The 26,476-nt window shown below is 75.1% G+C and carries 24 protein-coding genes and 1 riboswitch; of the genes, 8 read left to right on the top strand and 16 right to left on the bottom strand.

What is annotated here, in order from left to right; genetic code table 11:
* Positions 1-9: 9 nt before the first annotated feature.
* Complete coding sequence (locus UXQ13_RS01085; RefSeq protein ID WP_336391636.1) at positions 10-402, bottom strand: hypothetical protein; 393 nt, start codon at positions 400-402, stop codon at positions 10-12.
* 213 nt (positions 403-615) lie between these two features.
* Between UXQ13_RS01085 and UXQ13_RS01080 the strand changes: the two genes are divergently transcribed.
* The gene (locus UXQ13_RS01080) at positions 616-2,382 is read left to right on the top strand and encodes a DEAD/DEAH box helicase (protein ID WP_225234479.1); all 1,767 of its coding nucleotides are present in this window, start codon (positions 616-618) and stop codon (positions 2,380-2,382) included.
* Here UXQ13_RS01080 and UXQ13_RS01075 read toward each other — a convergent pair whose 3' ends face one another.
* The 4 genes from UXQ13_RS01075 to UXQ13_RS01060 are packed head-to-tail and all read right to left on the bottom strand — an operon-like array spanning position 2,383 to position 6,545.
* Positions 2,383-2,874: a cupin domain-containing protein gene (locus UXQ13_RS01075; RefSeq protein WP_336391635.1), complete on the bottom strand. Its 492-nt coding sequence runs from the start codon at positions 2,872-2,874 to the stop codon at positions 2,383-2,385. It lies immediately after the preceding gene.
* Positions 2,875-2,915: 41 nt separating this feature from the next.
* Entirely contained in the window at positions 2,916-3,473 is a 558-nt protein-coding gene (locus UXQ13_RS01070; RefSeq protein ID WP_336391634.1) for a DapH/DapD/GlmU-related protein, read from the bottom strand.
* Positions 3,470-6,385 (bottom strand): ATP-binding protein, encoded by a 2,916-nt coding sequence (locus UXQ13_RS01065; protein ID WP_336391633.1) that lies wholly within the window; start codon positions 6,383-6,385, stop codon positions 3,470-3,472. The genes UXQ13_RS01070 and UXQ13_RS01065 overlap by 4 nt, the downstream gene beginning before the upstream one ends.
* Before the next feature lie 37 nt (positions 6,386-6,422).
* Positions 6,423-6,545 carry a hypothetical protein gene (locus UXQ13_RS01060; RefSeq protein WP_263639381.1) on the bottom strand — a complete coding sequence of 41 codons (123 nt, stop codon included), beginning with the start codon at positions 6,543-6,545 and terminating at the stop codon, positions 6,423-6,425.
* Positions 6,546-6,675: 130 nt separating this feature from the next.
* Between UXQ13_RS01060 and UXQ13_RS01055 the strand changes: the two genes are divergently transcribed.
* Positions 6,676-7,068: a DUF3592 domain-containing protein gene (locus tag UXQ13_RS01055; protein WP_225234475.1), complete on the top strand. Its 393-nt coding sequence runs from the start codon at positions 6,676-6,678 to the stop codon at positions 7,066-7,068.
* Between the two features lie 16 nt (positions 7,069-7,084).
* Here the strand turns inward: UXQ13_RS01055 and UXQ13_RS01050 are convergent, their stop codons facing one another.
* Positions 7,085-8,371, bottom strand: coding sequence for an MFS transporter (locus tag UXQ13_RS01050; protein WP_225234474.1), 1,287 nt, complete (start codon positions 8,369-8,371; stop codon positions 7,085-7,087).
* An 85-nt stretch (positions 8,372-8,456) separates the two neighbouring features.
* Entirely contained in the window at positions 8,457-8,996 is a 540-nt protein-coding gene (locus tag UXQ13_RS01045) for a DUF7282 domain-containing protein (protein ID WP_225234473.1), read from the bottom strand.
* A gap of 133 nt (positions 8,997-9,129) precedes the next feature.
* Between UXQ13_RS01045 and UXQ13_RS01040 the strand changes: the two genes are divergently transcribed.
* Positions 9,130-10,557, top strand: a complete 1,428-nt coding sequence (locus tag UXQ13_RS01040) for a glucose-6-phosphate dehydrogenase (protein WP_225234472.1) — start codon at positions 9,130-9,132, stop codon at positions 10,555-10,557.
* A 214-nt stretch (positions 10,558-10,771) separates the two neighbouring features.
* On the opposite strand, the gene UXQ13_RS01035 is transcribed toward UXQ13_RS01040, so the two are convergent.
* Positions 10,772-11,545 carry an LURP-one-related family protein gene (locus UXQ13_RS01035; protein WP_225234471.1) on the bottom strand — a complete coding sequence of 258 codons (774 nt, stop codon included), beginning with the start codon at positions 11,543-11,545 and terminating at the stop codon, positions 10,772-10,774.
* Positions 11,546-11,576: 31 nt separating this feature from the next.
* On the opposite strand from UXQ13_RS01035, the gene UXQ13_RS01030 reads away from it, so the two are divergent.
* Both UXQ13_RS01030 and UXQ13_RS01025 read left to right on the top strand, forming a co-directional pair.
* Positions 11,577-12,839 (top strand): ArgE/DapE family deacylase, encoded by a 1,263-nt coding sequence (locus UXQ13_RS01030; RefSeq protein WP_336391632.1) that lies wholly within the window; start codon positions 11,577-11,579, stop codon positions 12,837-12,839.
* Complete coding sequence (locus UXQ13_RS01025; RefSeq protein ID WP_225234469.1) at positions 12,836-13,456, top strand: HD domain-containing protein; 621 nt, start codon at positions 12,836-12,838, stop codon at positions 13,454-13,456. Before UXQ13_RS01030 ends, UXQ13_RS01025 begins: the two co-directional genes overlap by 4 nt.
* On the opposite strand, the gene UXQ13_RS01020 is transcribed toward UXQ13_RS01025, so the two are convergent.
* Entirely contained in the window at positions 13,416-13,703 is a 288-nt protein-coding gene (locus UXQ13_RS01020; RefSeq protein WP_225234468.1) for a DUF4031 domain-containing protein, read from the bottom strand. The two genes, UXQ13_RS01025 and UXQ13_RS01020, sit on opposite strands and share 41 nt — an antisense overlap.
* A gap of 17 nt (positions 13,704-13,720) precedes the next feature.
* Here UXQ13_RS01020 and UXQ13_RS01015 point away from each other — a divergent pair, with 17 nt between their 5' ends.
* Both UXQ13_RS01015 and UXQ13_RS01010 read left to right on the top strand, forming a co-directional pair.
* On the top strand, positions 13,721-14,071 hold the full coding sequence (locus tag UXQ13_RS01015) for a VOC family protein (RefSeq protein WP_336391631.1): 351 nt from the start codon (positions 13,721-13,723) through the stop codon (positions 14,069-14,071).
* Positions 14,068-15,063 carry a Gfo/Idh/MocA family protein gene (locus tag UXQ13_RS01010; protein ID WP_336391630.1) on the top strand — a complete coding sequence of 332 codons (996 nt, stop codon included), beginning with the start codon at positions 14,068-14,070 and terminating at the stop codon, positions 15,061-15,063. Before UXQ13_RS01015 ends, UXQ13_RS01010 begins: the two co-directional genes overlap by 4 nt.
* 69 nt (positions 15,064-15,132) lie before the next feature.
* Here UXQ13_RS01010 and UXQ13_RS01005 read toward each other — a convergent pair whose 3' ends face one another.
* The 4 genes from UXQ13_RS01005 to thrC form a co-directional block, all read right to left on the bottom strand.
* Complete coding sequence (locus tag UXQ13_RS01005; RefSeq protein WP_336391629.1) at positions 15,133-16,128, bottom strand: iron-siderophore ABC transporter substrate-binding protein; 996 nt, start codon at positions 16,126-16,128, stop codon at positions 15,133-15,135.
* Positions 16,129-16,321: 193 nt separating this feature from the next.
* Entirely contained in the window at positions 16,322-17,947 is a 1,626-nt protein-coding gene (gene groL, locus UXQ13_RS01000) for a chaperonin GroEL (RefSeq protein WP_336391628.1), read from the bottom strand.
* 186 nt (positions 17,948-18,133) lie between these two features.
* The gene (locus UXQ13_RS00995) at positions 18,134-18,601 is read right to left on the bottom strand and encodes a hypothetical protein (protein WP_225234463.1); all 468 of its coding nucleotides are present in this window, start codon (positions 18,599-18,601) and stop codon (positions 18,134-18,136) included.
* A gap of 139 nt (positions 18,602-18,740) precedes the next feature.
* Positions 18,741-20,048 carry a threonine synthase gene (thrC, locus tag UXQ13_RS00990; RefSeq protein ID WP_336391627.1) on the bottom strand — a complete coding sequence of 436 codons (1,308 nt, stop codon included), beginning with the start codon at positions 20,046-20,048 and terminating at the stop codon, positions 18,741-18,743.
* Between the two features lie 12 nt (positions 20,049-20,060).
* Positions 20,061-20,177: riboswitch (SAM riboswitch) on the bottom strand.
* A 33-nt stretch (positions 20,178-20,210) separates the two neighbouring features.
* Here thrC and UXQ13_RS00985 point away from each other — a divergent pair.
* Positions 20,211-21,032 carry an HAD family hydrolase gene (locus UXQ13_RS00985; RefSeq protein WP_225234461.1) on the top strand — a complete coding sequence of 274 codons (822 nt, stop codon included), beginning with the start codon at positions 20,211-20,213 and terminating at the stop codon, positions 21,030-21,032.
* Between the two features lie 4 nt (positions 21,033-21,036).
* Here the strand turns inward: UXQ13_RS00985 and UXQ13_RS00980 are convergent, their stop codons facing one another.
* The 3 genes from UXQ13_RS00980 to UXQ13_RS00970 form a co-directional block, all read right to left on the bottom strand.
* Positions 21,037-21,900 (bottom strand): ABC transporter permease, encoded by an 864-nt coding sequence (locus UXQ13_RS00980; protein ID WP_225234460.1) that lies wholly within the window; start codon positions 21,898-21,900, stop codon positions 21,037-21,039.
* A complete protein-coding gene (locus tag UXQ13_RS00975) occupies positions 21,897-24,746 on the bottom strand; it encodes an alpha/beta fold hydrolase (protein ID WP_336391626.1) in 2,850 nt (949 codons plus the stop codon). Before UXQ13_RS00975 ends, UXQ13_RS00980 begins: the two co-directional genes overlap by 4 nt.
* A 99-nt stretch (positions 24,747-24,845) precedes the next feature.
* The gene (locus UXQ13_RS00970) at positions 24,846-26,465 is read right to left on the bottom strand and encodes a LytR C-terminal domain-containing protein (protein ID WP_336391625.1); all 1,620 of its coding nucleotides are present in this window, start codon (positions 26,463-26,465) and stop codon (positions 24,846-24,848) included.
* Positions 26,466-26,476: the final 11 nt, after the last annotated feature.

Here is a 26,476-nt window from a genome sequence, read left to right as displayed (position 1 = left end):
GTCGTGCACTCAGCGCAGCAGCTCCGGCCCGCCCACCGGCACGATGCCCTCGGCGCGGGCCCGGGCCGCCTCGTCGACGCTGACGAACACGTCGGCCTGCAGGCGGGTGACCGCCAGGTACTCGGCGACGGCGAGGTCCAGCCCGTGGTCGCGGGCGATGCACCAGGCGGTCCAGCGGCTCACCCGGTCCCCCAGCGACCGCACCTTCAGCCGGGTCATCGCCTCGTGCTGCTCCCGGGCGGCCGCCTCGGTCAGCTCGCCCCGACCGACCGCGGCGAACAACAGCGCCAGCGCCTGCGGCCGCAGCGACTGCGGGGCCACCAGCTGGTGAGCGGGCCCGATCTCCGCACCGCCGGAGACGACGTGCAGCAGCGTCGGTGCGTCCAGCACGATCCGCGTCATGCGCGGGACCGTAGCGGCCCCGCGTGGTCTGCGGGGCCGACGGGACGGAACGGTCCAGCCCCGGCGAGACCCTGACCACAGATCATCCGCGGTGCCGGGTGAATCCGCAGGTCAGCGAGGTGCGACCGGCTCCACTACACGACGGGCGACGGCATGCCCAGGGCAACCCGGGCTGGGCGTGTCGGTCGATCCCGGGTCAAGATGGTCGACGCCATGGCCTCTCCTGCACCCGTCTACGCCGCCGGCGCACGCCCCCTCCGGGCCTGGCAGCAGCAGGCGCTGGAGCGCTACGAGGAGGAGTCCCCCAAGGACTTCCTGGTCACCGCGACCCCCGGCGCCGGCAAGACGACCTTCGCCCTGACGCTGGCCGCCCGGCTGCTGCAGCGCCGCGAGATCGCCCGCATCGTCGTCGTCGCCCCGACCGACCACCTGCGCCTGCAGTGGGCCGACGCCGCCGACCGCGCCGGCATCGTGCTGGACCCCGGCCTGACCAACGCCGTCGGCCCGGTCCGGGCGGGCACCCAGGGCTACGTGACCACCTACGCCCAGGTCGCCGGCAAGCCGATGCTGCACGCCGCCCGCTCCACCACGGTCAAGACGCTGGTCATCCTGGACGAGATCCACCACGCCGGCGACGGCCTGTCCTGGGGCGAGGCCGTCGCCGAGGCCTTCGGCAGCGCCCGTCGCCGGGTGTGCCTGACCGGGACGCCGTTCCGCACCAAGGTCGACGAGCGGATCCCCTTCGTGCGCTACGAGGAGGACACCTTCGAGGCCGACGACGGCGAGCGCGGCGTCGGCCTGGCCTCCCGCGCCGACTACACCTACGGCTACAAGGAGGCGCTGGCCGACAGCGTCGTCCGGCCCGTGGTCTTCGCCGCCTACACCGGCACCGCGCGCTGGCGGAACTCCGCCGGCGAGGTCATCGCCGCCTCGCTCACCGAGGCCGGCACCAAGAGCGTCGAGATGGCCGCCTGGCGCACCGTGCTGGACCCCAAGGGCCAGTGGGTGCCGCACGTCATCGCCGCGATGGACGAGCGGATCACCCACCTGCGCGAGCACGGCATGCCCGACGCCGCCGGGCTGGTGCTCGCCTCCGACCAGGACGACGCCCGCGCCTACGCCAAGATCGTCCGCCGGATCACCGGCAAGGCCCCCGAGCTGATCCTCTCCGACGACCCGAAGGCCTCGAAGAAGATCGAGCGGTTCGCCACCGGCTCGGCCCGGATCGCGGTCTGCGTGCGGATGGTCTCCGAGGGCGTCGACATCCCCCGGGCCGCCGTCCTGGCCTGGATGACCTCCTACCGGACGCCGCTGTTCTTCGCCCAGGCCGTCGGCCGCGTCGTCCGCGCACGGGACCCGAAGGAGTCCGCGACGGTGTTCCTCCCCGCCGTCCGGCCGCTGCTGGCGCTGGCCGCGACGATGGAGGAGCAGCGCAACCACGTCATGCCGCCGCCGCGGAAGACCGAGGAGGACCTCGAGCAGCTCGACCTGCCCGAGCGCGAGCCCCGCGAGGGCGAGCTGCAGAAGTGGGAGGCCCTGGAGGCCGACGCCCGCTTCGCCCACGTGCTGCACGGCGGGACGGCGCACACCGGCGCCGGCAACCGGCCGGCCACCCCGCTCGGGGACGACGAGGCCGAGTTCGTCGGCATCCCCGGCCTGCTCACCCCCGAGCAGACCGCCGAGCTGCTGAGCAAGCGGGACGACGAGCTGCGGCTGCGGATCGCGGCCAGCCACCGGGCCGACACCGACGAGTTCATGCTGGTCGACGAGCACCCCGAGGAGGAGACCAACGGCTGGCGGGATGCCGCCGACCTGCGCCGGGAGATCAACCGGCTGGTCTCCCGGGTCTCGGCGAAGACCTCCACCCCGCACGCGGTGGTGCACACCCAGCTGCGTCAGTCCGTGCCCGGCCCGCCGTCGGCGTCGGCGTCGGTGGACGTGCTGCGCATGCGCCGGGAGCGCCTGCGCACGATGCTCTGATCAGCCCCGGACGTCGACCTCGGACCAGTCCAGGCCGGCGAGGTTGACCACGACCGCCTCCTGGGTGGTGCGGGCGATGACGACCACCGCCTCCACCTCGGGGTCCGGGTTCTCCTCGCGGTGCGGCACCCACGGCGGCACGAACACGTAGTCCCCCGGCGCGGTCTGCACCACCCGCTCCACCGGCTCGTCGCCCTCCAGGTCGAGGAACACGAACCGCGGCGTGCCCGAGACGACGTAGATCGCCGTCTCCGACGCCCCGTGGTGGTGGTTGCCCGAGTTCGTCGCGCCGGGCACGTGGGTCTGCCCCATCCACAGGTTGCGGGCCCCGACCGTCGTCCCGCTGATCGCCTCCCGTCGGCGCATCCCGCTGGTCTGGGCGGTGCCGCCCACCAGCCCGGACGGCGCCACGTGGTGCAGCACCCGGTGGAACGGGTCGATCGAGGCGGGCACGAGCACCCCGCTGGGACTGCGGACCAGGTCGTCGGGCACCCCTCCACCCTGGCCCCTCCCGGCGGGGACCACCAGGGGGATCAGGGCCGATCGAGCCGGACGGCCTCCGGCGGCACCACGACGGCACCGGCCGGGACGTCGCTGCGCACCACCGCGCCGGCGCCGACCACCGCGCCGTCGCCCACGTGCACCGGGCCGACCACGACCGCACCGGCACCCAGCCGCACCCGGTCGCCGATCACCGGCTGACCGCGGCCGGTGTGGCCAACCGTCACGCCCTGGTTGACCCAGCAGTCCTCCCCCACCGACGCCGCGGTCAGCACGGTCCCGAAGCCGTGCTCGACGTACAGCCCGGGCCCGACGTGCGGGGCGCCGATGTGCAGCGTGGGCAGCGGCGGGTAGGCCCGGCGCAGCAACCAGCGGAGGACGGCCGGCAGCGGGGTGAGCCGGTAGTGCACCACGGAGCGGAACTCCGGGTGGTGCACCACCAACCGGCCGAACCGGGCCCGCGGCGACAGCCCCGACCACGCCGGCCGGGGCAGGCACTCGGCGAACCTGTCGGCGTCGCGGCGGAGGTACGGCCCGGCCGCGGCGCGCTCGACGACCCACCACAGCGGGGCGGTCAGCACCCGGCTCACGGCAGCAGTCCCCGCTCGGCGGCGATCGCCACGGCCTCGGTCCGCCCGGAGGCGCCCAGCTTCGCCAGCACCCGGGACAGGTGCACGCTGGCGGTCTTCTCGCTGATGTAGAGCGCCGCGCCGACCTGCCGGTTGGTCATCCCCCGGGCGACCAGCGCGAGCACCTCGGCCTCGCGCGGGGTGAAGACCGCCGCCGGGTCGGCGACCCGCACGCCGGGCAGGCCGAGGTCCAGCCGGCCGCGCCGGGCCAGCGCCTCGACCCGCGCGCGCAGCGGCCGGGCACCCAGCTGCTGCGCCACCGCGTGCGCGTCCCGGGCGGCGTCGAGCGCCGCCTCCCGGTCACCGGCCGCCAGCAGCGCCTCGGCCTCCCGGGCCCGGCTGCGGGCGCGCTCGTGCACGTCGCGGCCGTCGAACGCGGCGACGACGGCCGCCCACGCCGCAGGGTCGACCCGGCCGTGCAGCCGGCCGCGCTCGGCGTCCAGCCGCAGCGCCCACGCCCGGCCCTCCCACAGCACCGGGCCCACGTGCTCGGCGAACACGGCCTGCGCCTCGTCGGCGAGCTCGGCCAGCCGCTCCCCGGTCTGCACCCACCGGTCGGCGGTCGCGGCATCGCCGGTGGCCCGCGCGGCGGCCGCGGCGTCGGCCACCGTGCCCACGCACAGCGCGACGAGCCGGACGGCGACGAGGAAGTCCAGCGGCCACACCTCGCGCACCCGCCGGACGGTGCGCTCGGTGACCGCGACCGCCGCCGCGGCGTCCCCGCGCCAGCCGGCCAGCTCCACCCCCGCGCTGCCGGCCGACAGCAGCAGGCTGGCTCGGCCCATCCGCTGGGCCACCGCCTCGGCCTGCTCGACCTGCTCGGTCAGCCCGTCCTCGCCCCGGGCGATCGCCACGTGCAGCCCGGCGACCCGGACGTGCGCGGCGGTGTCGGGCACCCGGCCCAGCTCCTCGGCGGCGGCCCGCGCACCGTCCCAGTCACCGGTCCCGATCCGGACGAGCACCTGCAGATAGCGCAGCTCGGCCGGGTAGTAGCTCCACTCCACGCCCAGCTCGTGGGCGCGGCGCACGGCCGGGTCGATCCAGCCCGCGGCCGCGGCCAGGTCGCCGTCCTCGTAGGCGGCCGAGGCCAGGTTGAACGCGGCCCGCATCTCCACGTCGGGGTCCCCGGCCCGGCGGGCGCGGGCCAGCGCCTCGGTGAGCCGGGCGGTGCGGGTGCCGGGGTCGCCACCGCCGGTCATCCGGGCCAGCGAGATGACGGTGTCCGACCACGCGTCCTCCAGGCCCAGAGCCTCGGCGCCCTCCAACGCCTCCCGGGCGGCCTGCTCGCCGATGTCGTCCTGCCCGCCTGCGGCCCACGCGGTGCGGGCCCGGGTGGCCAGCGCCCAGACCCGGTCGGGCCCCAGGGGCTCGACGGGGGCCAGCTCGACGGCCCGCTCGGCGGCCTCGACCGCGCCGGGGACGTCGTCCAGGCGGAGCAGCAGCTGGGCCAGCCGGTGGTGCACCCGGGCGGCGAGCGCGGGGTCGGGGCGGCCGGCCACCAGGTCCCGGGCGGCCCGCAGCAGCGAGGCCCCGCGGTGCAGCTCCCCCGCCGAGCGGGCCTGGGCGGCGGCACGCAGCAGCAGGCCGACCTCGCCGTCGGGGACCGCGGCGTGCTGGCCGGGCACCGCGGGCCAGAGGGTGAGCGCGCTCTCCAGCTGCTGCAGCGCCTCGGCCGGCGCGCCGACCGCGGCGGCCTCGTCGGCGGCCTGCAGCGCGGCGGCGAAGGCGGCCGGCAGGTCGTTGCTCCCCCGGGCGTGGTGGGCGAGCTCGGCGGCGGTGCCGGTGCCGTCGGCGCGCAGCCGGGCGGCCACCGCGGCGTGCAGCCGGGTCCGCTCGCCGGGCAGCAGGTCGGCCAGCACCGCCTCGCGCAGCAGGGCGTGCCGGAACCGGTAGCGCCCGTCGGGGTCCACGACGAGCAGGTGCCGGGACACCGTCTCCCCCACCGCGGCGTCCAGTGCCGGGCCGTCGAGCCCGGCGACCGCGGCGAGCAGGGCGTGCGGGACCCGGCGGCCGGCGACGGCGGCCACCCGCAACACCTGCTGGGCGGCCTCGCCCAGCTCCTCGACCCGGGTCAGCAGCACCTCGGTGAGCCCCAGCGGCAGCGCGCCGCCGCGGACCCCGGCGGCCAGCAGCTCCTCGGCGTAGAACGCGTTGCCCTCGGCCCGGGAGACCACGTCGGCGACGACGCCCTCGGCGACCCCGCCGTCGCCGGCGGCCACGGCGCGGACCAGGTCGGCCATCTCGGCGTCCGGCAGCGGGGCCAGGTCCAGCCGCTCGACGCCGGGCAGGCGGGCCAGCTCGGCCAGCAGCGGGCGCAGCGGGTGCCGGCGGTGCAGGTCGTCGCTGCGGTAGCTGGCCAGCAGGGCCACCGGCTCGTCGACGAGGCGGGCCAGCAGGTAGCGCAGCAGGTCGCGACTGGACCGGTCGGCCCAGTGCAGGTCCTCCAGCACCAGCAGCAGCGGCTGCTCGGCGGCGAGCTCGCCGAGCAGGCCGGCCACGCCCTCGAACAGCTGGAGCCGGTCGTCGGCGCCCTCGGGGCGGGCCGCGGCGCCGGGCGCGGCCAGCAGCGGGGCCACCGCGGGACGGCGGGCGGCCGCCGGCGGCTCCTCGCGCAGCGGGCGCAGCAGGTCCACGAAGGGCAGGTAGGGCAGCCCGACGTCGCCGAGGTCCAGGCAGTGCCCGGTGAGCACCCGGACGCCGCAGGCACCGGCGTGCCGGGCGACCTCGGTGAGCAGCCGGCTCTTGCCCACCCCGGCGTCCCCGGCGACGAGCACCGCCGACGGTCGGCCCTCGCGGGCACGGTCGACGGAGGCGGTCAGCCGGGACAGCTCCCCGGCCCGCCCGACGAGCGCACCCTCGACCCACTGCGGCACGTCGGCGATGGTGGCACGGCCCTCCGACACGGGCGGCTCAGCGACGGCGCAGCCGCCAGGGCCGCCGCTGCCCGGGCGGGGTGCGCCGGCGCAGGGCGCCCAGCTGCTCGCGCCGCCAGGCCAGCTCGGCCTCGGTCCCGGATCCCCAGTAGCTGTCCACGGTGTGCTCCTCGTCGTCCGTCGGTGGTGCGGTGACGGTGACGCTCGGCCTGAGGGGGGCCCTCGGGCATGGGGTGGTCACGTCGTCCTGCACCGGGACGGCGACTGAGGGGGTGCGGCAGGCTGGGGTCGTGCTCCCCGTCGTGCCGCCGTCCGTGACCACCGCGCTGCTCGTCGTCGGCGTCCTGCTGATGGCCACCGGCGCCGGCCTGGTCGTCCTGCGGGTGCGGCGCACCGCGGCCTGGGTGCCGGCCCGGGGCGAGGTGACCGGGTACCGGCAGACCAACGGGCAGTCCTTCCCCGTCGTCCGGTTCACCACCCGGGAGGGCCAGGTGGTGACCGCCACCCAGTCCACGACCGTGGACGTCGGGGTGTACCCGACCGGGGGCCCGGTCGCCGTCCGCTACGACCCGGAGCGGCCGGAGCGGTTCGTCCGGGACGGCGGCCTGCGGATCGGGCTGCTCGGCCCGGTGCTGGACGTGCTCGGCGTGCTGCTGGTGGCCGCCGGGGTCGTGCTGGCCTGACCCCGGCGGCGCCCGCTCAGCGCAGCTCGGTGCCCTTGGTCTCCTTGAGGCCGAGGATGACGGCGAAGGCGATCGCGGCGGCGACGGCCACGTAGACGAAGAAGAACACCGGGTGCCCCGCGTCGGACAGCGCGGTGATCACCAGCGGTGCCGTACCGCCGAATAGCGCGACCGTGAGGTTGTACCAGGAGCCGATCCCGGTGGCCCGCAGCTCCGTGGGGAACAGCTCGCTCATCACCGCCGGCGCCAGCGACGCCATCATCGCGTAGAGGCCCAGCCCGACGCAGAAGACCACGATCAGCGAGAGCAGGTCGTCGCGCACCAGGAACGACAGCGGGATGATCAGCACCGCCATCGCCCCGGACCACACCAGCATCTGCGGCTTGCGGCCGACCCGGTCCGACAGCGCACCGAACGGGTAGCAGAGCGCGACGAACAGCGCGGTGCCGATGCTGAGGGCGATGAAGACCTGGTTGCCGTCGGCCCCGCGGAAGTTGATGGCGAACGGGGTCAGCGCGGAGAAGAACGTGTAGTAGCTCAGCGTGGACAGCAGGGTGAAGGCGCACAGCTGCAGCACCGCCCGCGGGTGCTCCTTGATGGTCTGCATCAGCGGGTTCTTGGTGGCCCGGGCCTTGGCGGCGTTCTCCTCGAACTGGTCGGTCTCGACCAGCGAGCGGCGCAGCCACAGGCCCACGAAGCCCAGCAGCCCGCCGGTGGCGAACGCGATCCGCCAGCCGTAGGCCTGCAGCTGGTCCTCGCTGAGCACCGTGGTGAGCAGGACGCCCAGCAGCGAGGCCAGCAGCAGCGCCGTGCCGGTGGAGATGTAGAAGAAGGCCGAGTAGCGGCCGCGGCGGGCCGGCGGGGCGATCTCGGCGAGGTAGGCCGAGGCGTTGGAGACCTCGCCGCCCAGCGACATGCCCTGCGCGATGCGGGCCAGCAGCAGCAGGACCGGGGCGAACCAGCCCACCTGCTCGTAGGTCGGCAGGATCGCGATCACCAGGGACCCGCCGGCCATCAGCAGGATCGTGACCAGCATGCCGGCCTTGCGGCCCTTGAGGTCGGCGAACCGGCCGAGCACGTAGCCGCCGAGCGGGCGGAAGAAGAACGCCAGCGCATAGGTCGAGGTCGCGCCGATCAGCGCGAGCGCGTCGTTCTCGGCGGGGAAGAACTGGCCGGCGAAGTAGACGACGAACGTCGCGTAGACGGTCCAGTCGAACCACTCCACGGCGTTGCCGATGCTGGCCGAGACCAGGGTCTTGACCGGCAGCTTGTGCTCGGCCTCGCGTGCGACGGTGCTGGTCACGGGGTCCTCCGTCGGGGCGGCGCTGGGACCTGCGTCACGTTAGCGATCACGGTCCCAGCGCGCTCACCGAGCACCCACAGGTGGATCAGGTCAGGCGGTAGTCCGCGTCGTCGTCCACCGCGTCGTCATCGTCGTCGTCGTCGTCCTGCGGCTCCGGGACGGCCTGGTCGGTGCCCTCGTCGTAGCTGCCGTTGCCGTTCGTGTCCGCGACCAGGGTCGCGGTGATCTCGGTGCCGTCGTCGTCGTCCGTGGCCGGCGGGACCGGGGTGTCCAGGTCGACCCGGACGTCGGTGCTGGTGCCGGCGGGCACCTCGGCCGAGCCCAGCAGCTGCCCGGGCCCGGCCTGGTCGTCGTCCAGCGTGACGACGACGAAGCCGTCCTCGACGGCGGTCACCGAGGCCACCTGCACGGTGGCCCCGTCGCCGGTCTGGTCCTGCAGCTGCAGCGCGGCGGCCGCGCTGCTGCCGCCGTCGACCGCGGGGGCGGAGGCGTTCGAGGACGAGGACGGGCCGCCGGCGGTGCCCGAGGTCGCGGCGCCGCGGACGTCGTCGTCGGAGCCGCAGGCGGGGAGGAGGGCGACCGCGGCGACGGCGGGCAGGGCGAGCAGGAGGCGTCGTGTGGTCATGGCAGGGATGCTGCCCGTGGACCGGGAGGCACCCATGAGGTCCGGATGAGAGCTGTCTCATCCAGATCCCGAGGCGTACGTCCTGGTGGGCGGGGCATGCTCCGCACCGAGAACTGCCGACGAGAGGACCACCGTGCCCGAGAACGGGACGACCGACCGCAAGTCCCCACCCACCGTCTTCGTGCTGTTCGGGGCCACCGGCGACCTCGCGCGCCGCATGGTGCTGCCCGCCTTCTTCCAGCTCGCCCAGCACGGCCTGCTGCCCCCGGACTGGCGGCTGATCGGCAGCGGCCGCGGCGAGCGCTCCGACGACGACTTCGTCGAGCACGTGCGCGGGGCCCTGGAGGAGTTCGGGCCCTCCCCGGACGACGGCCCCTGGGACGAGTTCGCCGCCCGGCTGCGGTTCGCCGGCGGCGGCTTCACCGTCGAGGACCCCGGTCAGCTGCTGGACGCGGTCTCCGCGGCGCGCGAGGACCTGGGCGAGGAGTCCCAGCTCGTGCACTACCTGTCGCTGCCGCCCAAGAACTTCCTGGACTACACCAAGGCGCTGGGCGAGCACGACCTCGCCGAGGGCTCCCGCGTGGTCTACGAGAAGCCCTACGGCGCCTCGCCCGACGGCTTCCGCGAGCTCGACGAGGTCGTGCACTCGGTGTTCGACGAGCAGCAGGTCTTCCGGATCGACCACTTCCTGGGCAAGGAGGGCACCCAGGACCTGCACGTGCTGCGCTTCGCCAATGGCCTCTTCGAGCACGTCTGGAGCCGGGAGCACGTCGCCCAGGTGCAGATCGACGTGCCCGAGGACCTCGACGTCGCCGACCGGGCCGACTTCTACGACGGCACCGGCGCCACCCTGGACATGCTGGTCACCCACCTGTTCCAGGTCGCTGCCGAGGTGGCCATGGAGCCCCCGGTCAGCTTCGCCGCCGACGACATCCTCGCCGCCCGGGAGTCCGTGCTGGCCGCCTTCCGGCCGTTGGCGCCCGAGGACGTCGTCCTGGGCCAGTTCGACGGCTACCGCGACCTGGACGGCGTCCCGGACGACAGCACCACCGACACCTTCGTGGCCGCGCGGCTGTTCATCGACTCCGGCCGCTGGCGCGGCGTGCCGTTCATCCTGCGCACCGGCAAGCGGATGGCGGCCAAGGAGCAGCGGGTGAGCCTGGTGCTGCACCGGCCCAAGGGCCCGGTCAACGACGTGCCGGCCAACGGCAACGTGATCTCCCTGTCGCTGGCCGGTGCCGGCGCGGTCGACATCGACGTGATGGCCAAGCGGCCCGGCCCGGACCTGGCGATGGCCCCGGCCCGGGTCTCCCTGGACCTGTCCAAGATCCCCGGCGGGGACCCGCTGCCGCCCTACGTCTCGCTGATCCACGACGTGCTCACCGGCGACCGGTCGCTGTTCACCACCAGCGAGGGCTTGGCCCAGACCTGGCGGGCCCTGCAGCCGGTGCTCGACGACCGGCCCGAGGTGCACCCGTACGAGCCGGGCTCGTGGGGCCCGGCCCAGGCGACCGCGCTGGCCGGCGAGCACGGCTGGCTCCTCGGCCAGACCGAGCAGTAGGACCCGGAACGACGAAGGCCCCCTCCGTGCGGGAGGGGGCCTTCGTCGTGCGGTGGGGTCCGAGCCGGACGCTGGTCGCCTCGCGGCGAGTTGCGCATCCGGGGCTCCAGCCTCGTGAGAGCGGTATTCCCCGGCGGCAGTTATCCAGTGGAGCCCGGGGACACAGATCGCCCGGCCCGGACGTCGTCCACGGTACGCGTCCCGGGCCCGCTCGTCAGCCGAACCCGCGGTCGTCCTGCTTGAGCGCCGTGTCGACGGTGAGCGCGGAGGCCAGCACCAGGCTCGCCAGCGGGTCCTCCAGGCGCCGGTGGACCTGGACGGCGTAGTTGTCGGCCGTGGTGAACATCGTCCGGGCCAGGCCCTCCCAGGTCTTGGTGATCCGGGCGACCTCCTGGCCGGTGTGGTCGGTGACCGCGAAGTTCCACGCCCGCCAGTTCTCCGCCTGGATCGCGCCGACGACCTGGCCGCCGACGACGAGGTCGAAGCGGATCTTGCCGAAGGCGTTGGCCTGGACGATCTCCCCGACCGGCTCGCCGGACCCGCGCGACACCTGCACCCGGGACTTCACCAGCTTCGCCGGCCGGACCAGCACCAGCACCACCCCGGTGGCGTCCCGCACCTCCAGGGTGTGGGTGAGGAACTGGTCCAGCGAGGAGACGAACCGCAGCGCCTTCTTCGCCGCCGACTGGCCGACCTGGACGACAGCGCCCAGCTGCTGGCCGTTGCCGTCGAAGACCGCGTACTCGTTCGTCAGCTCGATCAGCTTCGTCTTCTGGGACACCACCAGCGTCGGCTGCTCGAGCAGGATCGACCGGCCGTGCTGCTGCGGCGCGTACTGCTGCTGGACCTGCTGCGGTGCGGCCTGCGGGGGTGCGGCCTGCTGCGGCTGCTGCAGGTGGTCGGTCCAGTTCTGCCCGTCCCACCAGCGGCTGGCCGGGGTGCCGGCGGGGTCGGGGTACCAGCCCGGCGGGGGCGGCGGAGAGGTCATGGCGTGCAAGGTAGTGCGCCAGACTGGGCCCGTGGCCGACCTGACAGACACCGAGGCCCGCGTCCTCGACGCGGTCGACGACGGGTGGCTCCTGGCGCGCCTGCGCGAGCTGGTGGCGGTGCCCTCGGTGGGCGGCACCGCGGCGGAGTCCGAGGCCCAGCACCTGGTGGCCGGGTGGCTGCGGGACATGGGCGCCGACACCGACGTCTGGGCGATCGACCTGACCGAGGCGGCCACCGCACCCGACGCCCCGGGCCAGGAGGCCGTGCGCGAGGAGGCCGTCGGGGTGGTCGGCACCCTCGGCGCGGGCGAGCCCGGGCTGGTGCTCTGCGGGCACAGCGACGTCGTCCCGGCGGGCGACCCGGCGCTGTGGCCGGGCGACCCGTTCGCCCCCCGGCTGGAGGGCGGGGTGCTTCACGGGCGGGGCACCTGCGACATGAAGGGCGGGCTGGTCGCCGCGCTCGCCGCGGCCCGGGCGGTCGCCGCGTCCGGGGTCCGGCTGGCCCGACCGCTGGCCGTGCACAGCGTCGTCGGCGAGGAGGACGGCGGGCTGGGCGCCTGGGCGACGCTCCGCCGCGGCCACCGGGGTGCGGCCTGCATCATCCCGGAGCCCACCGCCGGTGCGGTGATGACGGCGAACGCCGGCGCCCTGACCTTCCGGCTCACCCTGACCGGCCTGGCCGCGCACGGCGCCATGCGGGACCGCGGGGTCAGCACCGTCGAGGCCTTCGCCGACCTGCACGCCGGCATCCGGGAGTTCGAGGCCGGCCGGCAGCGCGACGTCGACCGGTTCCTGGGCACCGCGCTGCCCTACGGCATCTCGATCGGCACGGTGCAGGCCGGCGACTGGTCCTCCACCGTCCCCGACCGGCTGGTCGCCGAGGGCCGCTTCGGGGTGCAGGTCGACGAGCCCGTGGAGACGGCGAAGGCCGCGTTCGAGGCCGCGGTCGCCGCCTCCTGCGCCGGGCACGGGTGGCTGAACGACCACCCCGCCCGGGTGGAGTGGGTCGGCGGCAGCTTCGCCAGCGGCCGGCTGCCGCAGGGGTCACCCATGCTGCCGGCCGTGCAGGACGCCGTCGTCGACCTGGGGCGGGCCCGCCCCGTCGAGCGGTACGTGCCGGCCGGCACCGACCTGCGGCTCTACGCCGCGGCCGGGGTGCCGACGCTGCACTACGGGCCCGGGGACCTGGCCCTGGCGCACGCCCCGCGGGAGCAGGTCCCGGTGGCCGACGTCGGGCACGTGGCCCGGGTGCTCGCGCTGACCGCGCTGCGGCAGTGCACGGTGGAGCCGTGACCGTCTCCTACGAGGACTTCGCCGCCCTGACCGAGGACTCCCCCACCACCCGCACCGAGTGGGCCGCGCTGGTGGCCGCCTGGGGTGAACCGCACCGCAGCTACCACGACCTTGCCCACCTGGCCGCCGTCCTCGGGCTGGTCGGCGAGCTGTCCGGGCACGCCGCCGACCCGGTCGCCGTGGCGCTGGCCGCCTGGTACCACGACGTCGCCTACGACCCGACCGCCGCGGACAACGAGGAGGTCAGCGCGCAGCGCGCCGAGGTGGGGCTGCGCGGCCTGGTGCCCGACGGGCAGCGCGCGGAGGTCGCCCGGCTGGTCCGGCTGACCGCCGGCCACGACCCGGCCGACGCCGACGCCGACGGCGCGGTGCTCTGCGACGCCGACCTGGCCGTGCTGGCCTCCCCGCCCGCGGCCTACGCCGGCTACGCCTCGGCGGTGCGGGCGGAGTACGGGCACCTGGCCGACGACGTGTTCACCGCCGGCCGGATCGCCGTCCTGGAGCACCTGCTCGCCCTCCCCCGGCTCTACCGGACGCCGACCGCCCAGCCGTGGACCGAGCCGGCCCGGGCCAACCTCACCGCCGAGCTGCAGCTCCTCCGCGCCCGGGCTTCCTGACCCGCAGCCCGGCCGCGAGCAGCCGGGCCAGTAGCTCCCGGGCCGGCACCGACTCCGCCCCCGCCGCCACGGCGACGGCGTGCAGCTCCTCCGGGACGTCGTAGTGGTCGCCCTGGAACGCCCGCCGCGGGATGCCCAGCTCGGCCTCGACGAAGGCGTGCAGCTCGTCGTAGGAGGTGTCGCTGACCAGGTGCGACCACAGCCGCCCCCGCCAGGGCCAGACAGGGGTGTCGATCAGCACGGCCACCGTGCCATCGTCGCAGCATGACCGAGGCCCGGGCGTGCCCGATCCTGCCCGTGACCGACCTGGACCGGGCGTTGGCGCACTACGCCGCCGTCGGCTGCACGGTGAGCCGGCACGACGACACCTACGGGTTCGCCGCGCTGGCCGGGGTCGAGCTGCACCTGTCCGTCGTCGCCGACCACGACCCGGCGCGGACGGCCTCCGCGGTGTTCCTGCACGTGCCCGATGCCGACGACCTGGCCCGGCGCTGGGCCGACGTGCCGCGGACCGGCGGGCCGGTGGACACCGGATACGGCATCCGCGAGGGCTGGCACATCGACCCGGACGGGAACCTGCTGCGGTTCGTGTCCCCGCTACCGTCGTCCGGGTGAGTGCTGAGACCCGCTGGGGCATCGTCGGACCGGGCCGGATCGCCGAGAACGTCGTGCGGGACTTCCCGCACGTGCCGGGGGCGCGGGTGACCGCGGTCGGGTCCCGCTCCCTGGACCGGGCACGGGACTTCGCCGACCGGCACGGCGTCCCGACCGCCTACGGGTCCTACGCCGAGCTGGTCGCCGACCCCGACGTCGACGTGCTGTACCTGGCCACCCCGCACCCGCAGCACCACGCGGTCGCCCTGCAGGCCATCGCCGCGGGCAAGTCGCTGCTGGTGGAGAAGGCGTTCACCGCCACGCTCGCCGGCAGCCAGGAGGTCGTCGACGCCGCCCGGGCGGCCGGGGTCTTCGTGATGGAGGCGATGTGGACCCGCTTCCAGCCGGCCGTCGTCCGGCTGCGGGAGCTGATCGCCGACGGCGCGGTCGGCGAGGTCCGCTCGGTGCAGGCCGACCTCGGCGTCGCGCGCGAGTTCGACCCGGCCGACCGGCTGTTCGCCAAGGAGCTCGGCGGCGGCGCGCTGCTGGACCTCGGCGTCTACGTGGTGTCCTTCGCCCAGATGCTGCTCGGCGACCCGGACACCGTGCGGGCCACCGGTTCGACCTTCCCCACCGGCGTGGACGCCGAGGCCGCGCTGCTGCTGGGGTGGGCCGACGGGCGCTCGGCCACGCTGCAGACCTCGCTGCGCAACGCCCTCCCCGGCCAGGCCCGGGTCTTCGGGACGACGGGGTGGGTCGACGTGCTCCCCCGCTTCCACCACCCGGCGACGATCGTGCTGCACCGCGCAGGTGCCGACCCCGAGGAGATCACCCTCCCGGCCGCCGGCACCGGCTACAGCCACGAGATCGGCGAGGTGCACGAGGGCGTGCTGGCCGGGCGGACCGAGTCCGCCGTCATGCCGCTGGCCGACACCCTCGCCGTGATGCGGGTGCTCGAGGAGGCCGCCGCCCAGCTGGGCGTCAGCTTCACCGAGGCGCCCCCGGAGGCATAGGAACCTCTGCACCCCCTCCGCGGCGCGGGAGGGGGTGCAGAGGTTCCGTCGCCTGCGCGGCGGGGCGGCTCAGATGGCGATCTGCTCCACCGGGGTGGCCGGGTCGGCGTCGGCCGCGGCGGCCAGCGGCGGCACGATCAGCTCCAGCGCGTAGGGCAGCGACAGCGGGCTGGTGAAGCCCAGGGCGGCCGGGAACTGCTTGTCGAACCCGCCGACGAAGACGGTGCGGTCCTCGGCCACCACGGGCAGCGCGGCGAACAGCGGCTCGGCCAGCAGCGTGGCCTGGTCGGTGCCCGCGGCGACCAGGACGTCGCCGTCCAGCGCCCCGAGGGACTCCGCGGACAGCGAGCCGGTCGTCGCCGGTGCCTGGAAGCCCAGTTCGGTGAAGAACTGCATGCGCAGGTCGGTGTCGGGCAGCGCGCCGTGGGTGCCCTCGAACCAGTAGTCCAGCGCCAGGGTCTGGCCCTCGAAGGAGGGGTTGGCCTCGCGGGCATCGGCGAAGGCGCCCTCGACGTCGGCGACCAGCGCGTCGGCCTCGTCGGCCTTGCCCAGGGCGGCGCCGTCCATCCGGGTCTGCTCCTGCCACGGGGTGGCGCCGAGCTCGTAGTCGGCGGACTCGGCCACCGTGGGGGCGATCTGCGACAGCAGGTCGTAGGTGCTCTCGTCGATGAAGGAGTAGACGCCCAGGATCAGGTCGGGCTGCAGCGCGGCGATCGCCTCGAGGTCCAGCTCCTCGGCACCCACGGTCGGCAGGGGCTCGTCGGGCAGCAGGTCCACCGCCCAGGGCCGGGTGTTCGCGTCGTAGCTCAGGTACTCGCGGACGCCGACGGGGGTGACACCCAGCGCGAGGGCGAAGTCCTGCTCGTTGAAGCCGATGGTCACCACGCGCTCGGGCTCGGCCTCGATCGTGGTCTCGCCGAAGGTGTGCTCGATGGTCACCGGGAAGGCGCCGTCGGACGACGAGGACCCCCCGGCGGCCGGGGTCTCCTCGTCGGAGCTGCCGCAGGCGGTCAGGGTCAGCGCCAGGGCGGCGGTGGCGAGGGCGGCCAGGGGACGACGGGTCATGAGGGGGTGCGCTCCAGGGTGGGGCCGACGGGTACCGGATGAGGTTAGCCTGCCCTTGCCAACCGCTCGGACCCCGGGCTGTGCACACGCTGTGCGGGACGCCGAACGGGGCGGCCTCCTCGTGGAGACCGCCCCGTCCGGGCAGTGCAGGTGGTGCTGGTGCCGGCTCACGCCGGCGGTGGTGCGGCGGGACTCAGAAGTCCATGCCGCCCATGCCGCCGTCGCCACCGGGCATCGCCGGCGCGGACTTCTCCGGCTTGTCGGCGATGACGGCCTCGGTGGTGAGGAAGAGCGCCGCGATGGAGGCGGCGTTCTGCAGCGCCGAGCGGGTGACCTTGGCCGGGTCGATGATGCCGGCGGCGACCAGGTCGACGTACTCGCCCGAGGCAGCGTTCAGGCCCCAGCCGATCTCGGAGTTGCGGACCTTCTCCGCCACGACGCCGCCCTCGAGGCCGGCGTTGATCGCGATCTGCTTGAGCGGGGCCTCGAGGGCCACGCGGACGATGTTCGCCCCGGTGGCCTCGTCGCCGGTCAGCTCGAGCTTCTCGAAGACGGAGTAGGCCTGCGCGAGCGCGACGCCACCCCCGGCGACGATGCCCTCCTCGACGGCGGCCTTCGCATTGCGGACGGCGTCCTCGATGCGGTGCTTGCGCTCCTTGAGCTCGACCTCGGTCGCGGCGCCGGCCTTGATGACGGCGACGCCACCGGCCAGCTTGGCCAGGCGCTCCTGCAGCTTCTCGCGGTCGTAGTCGGAGTCCGACTTCTCGATCTCGGCGCGGATCTGGTTGACCCGACCGGCGATCTGGTCCTGGTCGCCGGCACCCTCGACGATGGTGGTCTCGTCCTTGGTGACGACGACCTTGCGGGCGCGGCCCAGCAGGTCGATGCCGGCGTTCTCCAGCTTGAGGCCGACCTCCTCGGAGATGACCTGGCCACCGGTGAGGATGGCGATGTCGCCGAGCATGGCCTTGCGGCGGTCACCGAAGCCGGGGGCCTTGACGGCGGCCGACTTGAAGGTGCCACGGATCTTGTTGACCACCAGGGTCGCGAGGGCCTCGCCCTCGACGTCCTCGGAGATGATCAGCAGCGGCTTGCCGGACTGCATGACCTTCTCCAGCAGCGGCAGCAGGTCCTTGACCGAGCTGATCTTGGAGTTGACGACGAGCACGTACGGGTCGTCGAGGACGGCCTCCATGCGCTCGGTGTCGGTCACGAAGTAGGGCGAGGTGTAGCCCTTGTCGAAGCGCATGCCCTCGGTGAGCTCGAGCTCGAGGCCGAAGGTGTTGCTCTCCTCGACGGTGATGACGCCTTCCTTGCCGACCTTGTCCATCGCCTCGGCGATGAGCTCGCCGATGGCCGGGTCAGCGGCGGAGATGGAGGCGGTGGCAGCGATCTGCTCCTTGGTCTCCACGTCCTTGGCGGTCGAGAGCAGGTACTCGGAGACGGCGGCGACGGCCTTCTCGATGCCCTTCTTCAGGGCCATCGGGTTCGCGCCGGCGGCGACGTTGCGCAGCCCCTCGCGGACGAGGGCCTGGGCGAGCACGGTGGCGGTGGTGGTGCCGTCACCCGCGACGTCGTCGGTCTTCTTCGCGACCTCCTTGACGAGCTCGGCCCCGATCTTCTCGTACGGGTCCTCGAGCTCGATCTCCTTGGCGATGCTCACACCGTCGTTGGTGATGGTGGGGGCACCCCACTTCTTCTCCAGCACGACGTTGCGGCCCTTGGGGCCGAGGGTGACCTTGACGGCGTCGGCGAGGGTGTTCATGCCCCGCTCGAGGCCGCGGCGGGCCTCTTCGTCGAAGGCGATCATCTTGGCCATGTGGTGGTGTCCTCCATGCGTGGCTCGCTGCTGGTCGGGCGGCGCCCGCGACGGACGGCACCTGCACCGTGGACGCTCCTGCGGCCCACGTGCCGATGCCTCACCGGCCCGACCTGGTTGGCACTCAGATGCTCCGAGTGCCAGCCCGAGTCTGGCACTCGACCCAGGCGAGTGCAAGAACGGGGGTCACCCCCGCCGTCGGCGGAGCACCTCGCCGGCGGCCAGGTCCAGAAACGCGACCAGCACGGCGGCCACCACGAGGGCCAGGACGTACACCCAGAGGTAGAGCGCCAGGACGCCGAGCAGGGGCCCGGTGTACCCGGACAACCCGGCCACGCCGAGCACGTACCAGACCCACGGGCCCACGACGGCCAGGCCGAGCACCGTCGACCAGCGACCCCCGCGGGTCTGCGGCCGGGTGCCGAACCGGCGTGCGACGGCCCCGACGACCAGCAGGCCCACCAGCACGGCCGCCAGGGGTCCGCCGACGGCCCGCTCCCCCGCCCCGGCGACCAGCAGGACGAGCGAGATCACCACGAGGACGACGGCCAGCGCGACGTGGCCGACCAGCAGCGCGGGCGCCCACGACCGCGGCCGGACGACGACCGGCACCGGTCGGGGCACCTGGCGCGAGGGCTCGGAGGGCGTGGTCACCGCGCCGGCCTCCGGCCCCACGCCGGCGCCCGGCGCAGCCTGGGTGGACCCCCCGCGCAGACCCTCACCCCAGGTCGTGGACTGGGGTGAGGAGCCACGGGGTGGGTCGACCCAGGTTGCGGCACCGACGCGGCCGACCTCAGGCGATGAGGCCGGCCTCGCGCAGCGAGCGCAGCGAGGGCTGCACGTGGTGGGTGGGGCCGACGACCGGGGCGAGCGGGTCGAGGGTCTTGAGCCCCTCGCCGGTGTTGAGCACCACCGTCTCCTGCGCGGGGTCCAGCAGCCCCTTCTCCACGAGCTGGCGGAGCACGGCCGTGGTCACCCCGCCCGCGGTCTCGGCGAAGACGCCGGTGGTGCGGGCCAGGTCGCGGATGCCGGCCACGATCTCGTCGTCCCCGACCCGGCCGACCGAGCCACCGGTGCGCCGGATCGCGTCCAGGGCGTAGGGCCCGTCGGCGGGGTTGCCGATGTTCAGGCTCTTCGCGATGCCGGTCGGCTTCACCGGCTTGACGACGTCCCAGCCGTTGTCGAACGCGGTGGCGATCGGGTCGCAGCCGGCCGACTGGGCACCGAAGACCTTCCAGGGGGTGTCCTCGACGATGCCGGCGGCCACCAGCTCCTTCCAGGCCTTGTCGACCTTGGTGAGCAGCGACCCCGACGCCATCGGGATCACGACCTGGGCCGGGATGCGCCAGCCGAGCTGCTCGGCGATCTCGTAGCCCACGGTCTTGGAGCCCTCGGCGTAGTAGGGCCGGACGTTCTGGTTGACGAAGGCGCAGTCCTCGAACTCGTCGGTCTCGGCGAGCTCGCTGGTCAGCCGGTTGACGTCGTCGTAGGAGCCGTCGACGGCGACGAGGGCCTGGCCGTACACCGCCGACTGGACGATCTTGCCGGGCTCCAGGTCGCTGGGCACGAACACGAACGAGGGCAGGCCATTGCGGGCGGCGTGGGCGGCCACCGAGTTGGCCAGGTTGCCGGTCGAGGCGCAGGCGATCTTGGCGTAGCCGAACCCCTTGGCGGCGGTGGCGGCCAGGCTGACGACGCGGTCCTTGAACGAGTGCGTCGGGTTGGCCGAGTCGTCCTTCACCCACAGCGGGGCGGTGAAGCCGAGCTCGTCGCCCAGCCGCTGCGCCCGCACCAGCGGGGTCATCCCCGGGTCCAGGCTCACCCGGTCGGCCGGGTCCTGGCCGGTGGGCAGCAGCGGGGCGTAGCGCCAGATGTTGTGCGGGCCGGCCTCGATCTGCTCGCGGGTGACCGCGCGCATGAGCTCGGGGTCGTAGTCGACCTCGAGCGGGCCGAAGCACTCGGCGCAGGCGTGCTCGGCGATCAGGCCGAAGGTGGCACCGCAGTTGCGGCACACCAGCCCGCGGGCCGGGTTGGCGGCGACGGTGGTGGCGGGGCCGGTGGTGGTGGGGCCGGTGGTGGCCTCGGGAGCGGTCAGGGTCATGCGACGACTACCTCCTCATCTTCCCTGCGCCGGGTCGTCGACCGCGCAGGACGGATGGGGCACCTGCTGCTCGCGCAGTGGTTGCCGGGGCTTCATCGGGCCGTGTCCCTCTGCCCCTCTGGATGAGTGGAACGCCCCGGACCTTACTGCAGGATGGGCGCCGTGCCCGCAGCCATCGTCTACACCGACCTCGACGGCACGATGGTCGGCCCGCGCGGGTCCTTCGTGCACACCGCCACCGGGGAGCTCACCGCGCAGCCCTGGACGGCGCTGCTGGAGCTGCACCGGGCCGGCGTGCCGCTGGTCCTGGTCTCCGGGCGCACCCACGCCCAGCTGCAGGAGGCCGGCCGGGTCTTCGCCGTCGACGGGCACATCGCCGAGCTGGGCTCGCTGGTGAGCTGGGCCGGCGGCCGGGAGACCCACCTGCTGACCGGCGACCTGCCCGCGGAGTTCGCCGGGCGCACCCCGGTCGAGGTGATGGCCGGGCTCGGCGTGGTGGACGCGCTGGTGGCGGCCTGGCCGGGGCAGCTGGAGTGGCACTCCCCCTGGCACGCCACGCACACCGGCGACGCCATGCTCCGCGGCCGGGTGGGCACCGCCGAGGTCGACGCGTGGCTCGCCGACCGCGGCTGGGGGTGGCTGACCCTCAAGGACAACGGCCGGGTCCCCCGCACCTCGCGGATGACGCTGGACGTCGAGGGCGACCCGCACGTCTTCCACCTGATGCCGCGCGGCATCGGCAAGGGCTCCGCGATCGCCTGGGACCTGGCCCGGCGCGCGATCGACCCGGCCGACGCGGTGGCGGTCGGCGACTCGGTCAGCGACCTGGAGATGGCGCCGGCCGTCGGTCGGCTGTTCATCACCGCGAACGGCGCCGCCGTCCCCGGCATGGCCGAGGCGATCGCCGCCCTGCCGGACGTGGCGGCGACCGCCGGCGCGATGGGTCTCGGCTGGGCCGAGGCCGTCCGCGCCGCCCTCGGGTAGCTGCCTAGCTCGTGACGTCGCGGCGGGCGAAGTGCCGGAAGGCCAGCGCGGTGAACACCGCCGCGTAGAGCAGCGACTGGATGACCCCGCGGTACAGGTCCCCGCTGTCGACCGGGGTCTGCAGCAGGTCGGTCCAGGCGAACTCCTCGGCGGTCGGGAAGTAGTCCCTGATGCTGCCCAGCTGCTCGACCTGGTCGAGGATCGCGAAGACGAACATCGTGAACACCGACCCGCCGACCGCGGCCAGCGGCGCGTCGGTCACCGTGGACAGCCAGAACGCCAGCGTGCCCACGACCAGCAGGTGGACGGCGAGGTAGCCGACCATCCCGGCCAGCCGGAGCATCCCCTGGCCCTGGTCGATGCTGATCCCGATCGGGGTCTGGATGTCCTCGAAGCCGAACGCGATGCCGCCGGCGACCACGGCCACCACGGTGACGGTCAGCAGCGCCGACACCGACAGCACCAGCGCGGCCAGCCACTTCTGCCGGAGCAGCCGCATCCGCGGCACCGGGGTGGCCAGCGCGTAGCGCAGCGACCCCCACTGCGCCTCGCTGGCCACGGTGTCGCCGAAGAACAGCGCGTAGACGACCACCAGGAAGAACGAGGTGGTCGCGAACAGCACGAACAGGGTGAAGTTCAGCCCGGACGACGTCGCGACGTCGACCAGGTTGAGCCGGCTGTTGGCCTGCGCGTCCTCGCTGGCGCCCAGCTGCAGGGCGGCGATGAGCAGCAGCGGCAGCGCCACCATCAGCGCGAAGACGCCGATCGTGCGCCGCCGCTTGAACTGCCGGCGCAGCTCGACCGACAGCCGCAGGGTGCGCTCGGGCCGGTAGCCGGCGACGGCCCCGGTGGACTGGACGGTGCTCACGAGCTCTCCCCCACCAGCGACAGGAACGCGTCCTCCAGGCGGCGACGCGGGGTGACCTGGTCGACCCCGATGCCGGCCCCGACCAGGGCGGCGACCGCCGAGGCCCGGGAGGCACCGGCCAGCTCGACGACCAGGCCCTCGTCGGCGCGCTCGACCGAGGCGCCGTCCAGGCCCTCGAGGACGGCGACCGCGCGGTCGGCGTCCGCCGGGTCCTCGAGCACGACCAGCACCGCTCCCCCGGTGCCGACGATCTCCTCGACCGTGCCCTCGGCGACCTTCTGGCCCTTGGCCATCACGACGACGTGGCTGCAGGTCTGCTCGATCTCGGCCAGCAGGTGGCTGCTCACGATGACCGTGCGGCCGGTCGCCGCGTAGTCCTGCAGCACCTCGCGCATGGCGTGGATCTGCGGCGGGTCCAGCCCGTTGGTCGGCTCGTCGAGGACGAGCAGGTCCGGCAGGCCGAGCATGGCCTGCGCGATGGCCACCCGCTGGCGCATGCCCTGGGAGTAGGAGCGGACGCGCTTGTCCAGCGCCGTCCCGAGGCCGGCGATGGCGATCGCCTCGTCCAGGTGGGCGTCGGCCAGCGGCCGGCCGGTGGCCGCCCAGTACAGCTCCAGGTTGTCCCGGCCGGACAGGTGCGGCTGCAGGCCGGTGCCCTCGACGAAGGAGCCCAGCCGGGACAGCACCGGGGCGCCGGGGGTGGCCGGGTGGCCGAAGACGGAGATGGTGCCCTCGGTCGGCCGGATCAGGCCCATGAGCATCCGCAGCGAGGTGGTCTTGCCGGCGCCGTTGGGGCCCAGCAGGCCGAGCACCTGGCCGCGGCGGACCTCGAAGGACAGGTCGCGGACGGCGGTGAAACCGTCCTTGTAGGACTTGGTCACCCCGGAGAAGCGCAGCGGCACGTCCTCGCCGTCGGGCTCGACGACCGACAGCTGCTTCCGGCGCCGGGCGCCCCACAGCTTCGCCACGACCACCCCGGCCAGGCCGAGCGCGACCAGCACGCCCAGCAGCACCCACCAGCGGGTGGCGCCAGAGGCGGTGCTGACGGTGCCGTCGACGGTGGGGGCGGCCAGCGCGGCGCCGTCGGCCAGCCCGACGGCGTAGACGCCGGACTCGGCCGGCGCGGCGAAGGCCTGGTCGGTGGAGGAGACCAGCACGCGCATCGTGTGGCCGACCTCGAACCGGTGCACGATCCCGGGCAGGGTCACCTGCACCTCGGTGGGCGCGGTCGGGTCGGTGGACAGCCCGGTCAGCGACAGCGGGGCCACCAGGCCCGAGGGGAGGGTCTGGCTGCCGTCGGCCGAGACGTCGTAGAGCTTGGCGAACAGCGTCGCCGTCCCGGTCGGCGAGGACACGGTCAGCGTGGTGGTGGCCGCACCGACCACGTCGACGGCGTCGGTCAGCGGCTCGGAGTCGAACGCCGCGAACTGGCCGGGGATCTCCACCGTCGTGCCGCCCAGGGCGGCGGTGACCGCGCCCAGGCCCGGGACGGTGGTGATGGCCGCGGGGTTGCCGCCCGGCGGGGTGACCACCGGGAACGTCGTGCCCGACAGCGGGACGTCGGTGCGCGCCACCGGGTCGCCGGACAGGCCCGGGTAGGCCGCGGCGGTCTCGGTCTGGCTGCCGCCCTGCACGCTGCCGGTCGCCGCCCCGACGCCGGTCGGGACCGGGAAGGTGAACTCGGTGCCGCGGTCCTCGCCGGTGCCGCGCAGGTGCACGTCGAACCAGCCGGCGACCAGGTCGCGGAGGTCGGCGGTGTCACCCTCCGACGCGCTGGCGTCGTGGCCGCCGTCGTACCAGACCACCGAGACCGGGGTGCCGTTCGCGGCGATGCCCCGGGCGTTGGCGTCGGCCTGGCCGAGCCCGAACAGCGAGTCCTGGGTGCCCTGCACCAGCAGCGTGGGTGCGGTGATCCGGTCGAGCACGGCGGCCGGCGAGGACCGGTCCAGCACCGCGGCGATCTCCGGGGTGAGCGTGCCGCTGGCCGCGGCGACCTGGTAGGCGGCGCAGATGTCGGCCCGGAACCGGCCGCAGGTCAGCGCCTGCTCGACGGCGGCGGAGTCCAGCGTCGAGGGGTCGACGTCGGGCAGCCCGCCGGCGCCGGCACCGCTCGCGCCGCCGGTCAGCGAGGCCAGCAGGCCGTCCCCGGTCGGGACCGACCCGGCACCGAAGAACAACCCGGACCACAGCCGCTTGAAGACCCCGCTGTCGCCGGTGGTCGGGGTGGCCGCCGGGGTCTCGCCGTCCACCGCCCCTGCCTGCGAGGGGAACAGCGCGGTGGTGAGGGAGTTCCAGGTGATCTGCGGGGCGATGGCGTCGACCCGGTCGTCGTAGGCGGCACCCAGCAGCGCCAGCGCACCGCCGTAGCTCGCCCCGGCCACGCCCACCCGCGGGTCGCCCGGGGCGTCGAGCTCGACGTCGTCCCGGTCGGCCAGCAGGTCGAGCATCGTGGAGAGGTCGGCGACCTCGTACCGGGGGTCGTCCAGCCCGATCTGGCCGGTGCTGTCGCCGAACCCCCGGGCCGAGTAGGTCAGCACCACGTAGCCGCGGCCGGCGAGGTCGCGGGCGTCGTCGGCCACCGAGGCCTTGCTGCCGCCGAAGCCGTGCGCGAGGACGACGGCCGGCGCCGGGTCGTCCGCGGTCGCCGAGGACGGCACGTAGACGGTGGTGTCGAGCTCCACGGCGTCCTCGCCGCTGCCCGAGGGCACGGTGGCGTCCTCGGTCGCGACGTCCTCGGCCGCCGACGCCGGCGCGGCGAAGGGGACGGCGAGCAGCACGGCGGCGGTCAGGACGGTGGTGAGGGCGGCGACGGTCGCGCGGGCGCCGGGGCGCGGGCTGGGTCGCACGAGCCCGCGGGTGGGACGCACGGGCGGTGAACGGACGGCGACCGGGCTGTGTTCCGCGGGCGACGGACCTGTGCGCGCGCTGTGCGGCCGGTCAGCCGGTCAGGGCTGCCAGTTGCCGGTCGCGATCACCACGAGGCCGGGGTCGGGCACTCCCTCCACCTCGAAGAACCGCTCAGAGGGCCCGCCCTGGATGTCCGGGAACTGCGCCTGGAGGGTGGCCGCCGCCTGCTCCTGCTGGGCGTCGCCAGCGGTGTAGAAGACCGTGGTGACCGCCACGTCCTGCTCGCCGTAGCTGCCCTCCTCCCGGATCTCCCAGCCGCCGTCGGCCAGCACCGTGCCGATGTCGCCGGCCAGGCCGTTGACGGTGGTCGCGTTGAGCACGGTCACCGGCGCGAACACCGGACCGGTCGGCCCCGCAGGCGTGGTGACCGGGGCGGGGGGCGGCGCGGCGGTGGTGGTCGCCGACGCGGCGGTGGAGGTGGTGGCCGGTGCGGTGCTGGCCGACTCCTGGGTGTCCGGGCCCTGGAAGGACCACACGCCGAGCAGCACGAGCGCCACGACGACGAAGGACACCAGACCGATGACCAGGCCGCGGGAGCCGCGGCGGCCCTCCTCGGGCAGCGGCGGGATCGGCGTGATGCCCTGCCGGCGCTCCTCGCGGCGGCGCACGACGTCGACGGCCTGGCGCTCGGCCCGGCTAGCGGCCCGACCGCCGATGACCCCGGTCTCGCCGGTGCCCGGCGAGGTCGTCCGCTCGGGCGTCCGGGCGGGTGGGGCTGCGTCGGCGGCTGCCGCGGACGCGGCGGACGCGGTGGAGCCGGTGCCGGGGCCGGGCGGGCGGCCGGCGGCCAGCGGGGGGCGCTCGGGCAGCGACTCCGTGCGCGCTCCGCGCCGGTCACCGGTCGGCGGGACGGCGTCGGGCAGGTCGACGGTGCGCCGCTCGGGGCCCGTCCACGGCGGCGGGGGCGTCGGTGCCGACGGCGGTGCCGGTGTCGGCGGGCCGAGGGTGGTGGACCACGTGGGCAGGCTGGAGGTCTCGGGTGCCCGGCCGGGGACCTCGGGTGCGCGACCGGCCGGGGGCCGGCTGCCCGGGAGCGGGTCGGCGGTGGTCGCCGGCCCGGCCCGGCCCGGCGACCCGGCCGCGGGCGGCACCGGGGTGGGCAGGCCACGGGTGGGCGGCGGGGGTGCGGGCTGGGCCCGGGTGGCCGGCGGCGGGGTCCCCGGTCCGCGGGTCGGCGGAGGCGGGGTCCCTGGTCCGCGGGTGGGTTGCGGCAGTGCTGAGCCCCGGGCCGGCGGCGGTGGCGGCGGGGTGGCCGGCCCGCGGCTGGCGGGCGGGGCCGTGTCCCGCGGCGGCACGGCGGGACGGGACGCCTCGGGCCGGGGCGCCTCGGGACGGGGGACCTCGGGCCGGGGCGCGGGGGCCGGGATGCCGGTCACGTAGGTGCGCGGGCCGGCCTGAGCCGGCGGGCGCCCACCCGAGGGCGGCTCGGTGCCGGGCTGACCGGAGCCGCGGCCGGACATCGGGTCCTCGCCGCGGGGCAGCAGCCCGTCCCGGCGGCGCTCGGCCCGGGTGCGGCGGCCCAGGGTGGTCAGCTCGTCGTCGTCGGGCCAGGGATCGGCCGCGGCGGGGGCCTCGGGCTCGGGGGCGCGACGGCGGCCGACCGGGGGCTCGTCGGGGATCGAGGGCAGTTCACCGTCCGATGCTCCATGCCTCCCCACGGTGACCGAGC

Origin of the sequence: Klenkia terrae, assembly GCF_037083865.1 — a bacterium.
Taxonomy (GTDB): Bacteria; Actinomycetota; Actinomycetes; order Mycobacteriales; family Geodermatophilaceae; genus Klenkia; species Klenkia terrae.
This window is presented reverse-complemented; position numbering and strand designations above follow the sequence as displayed.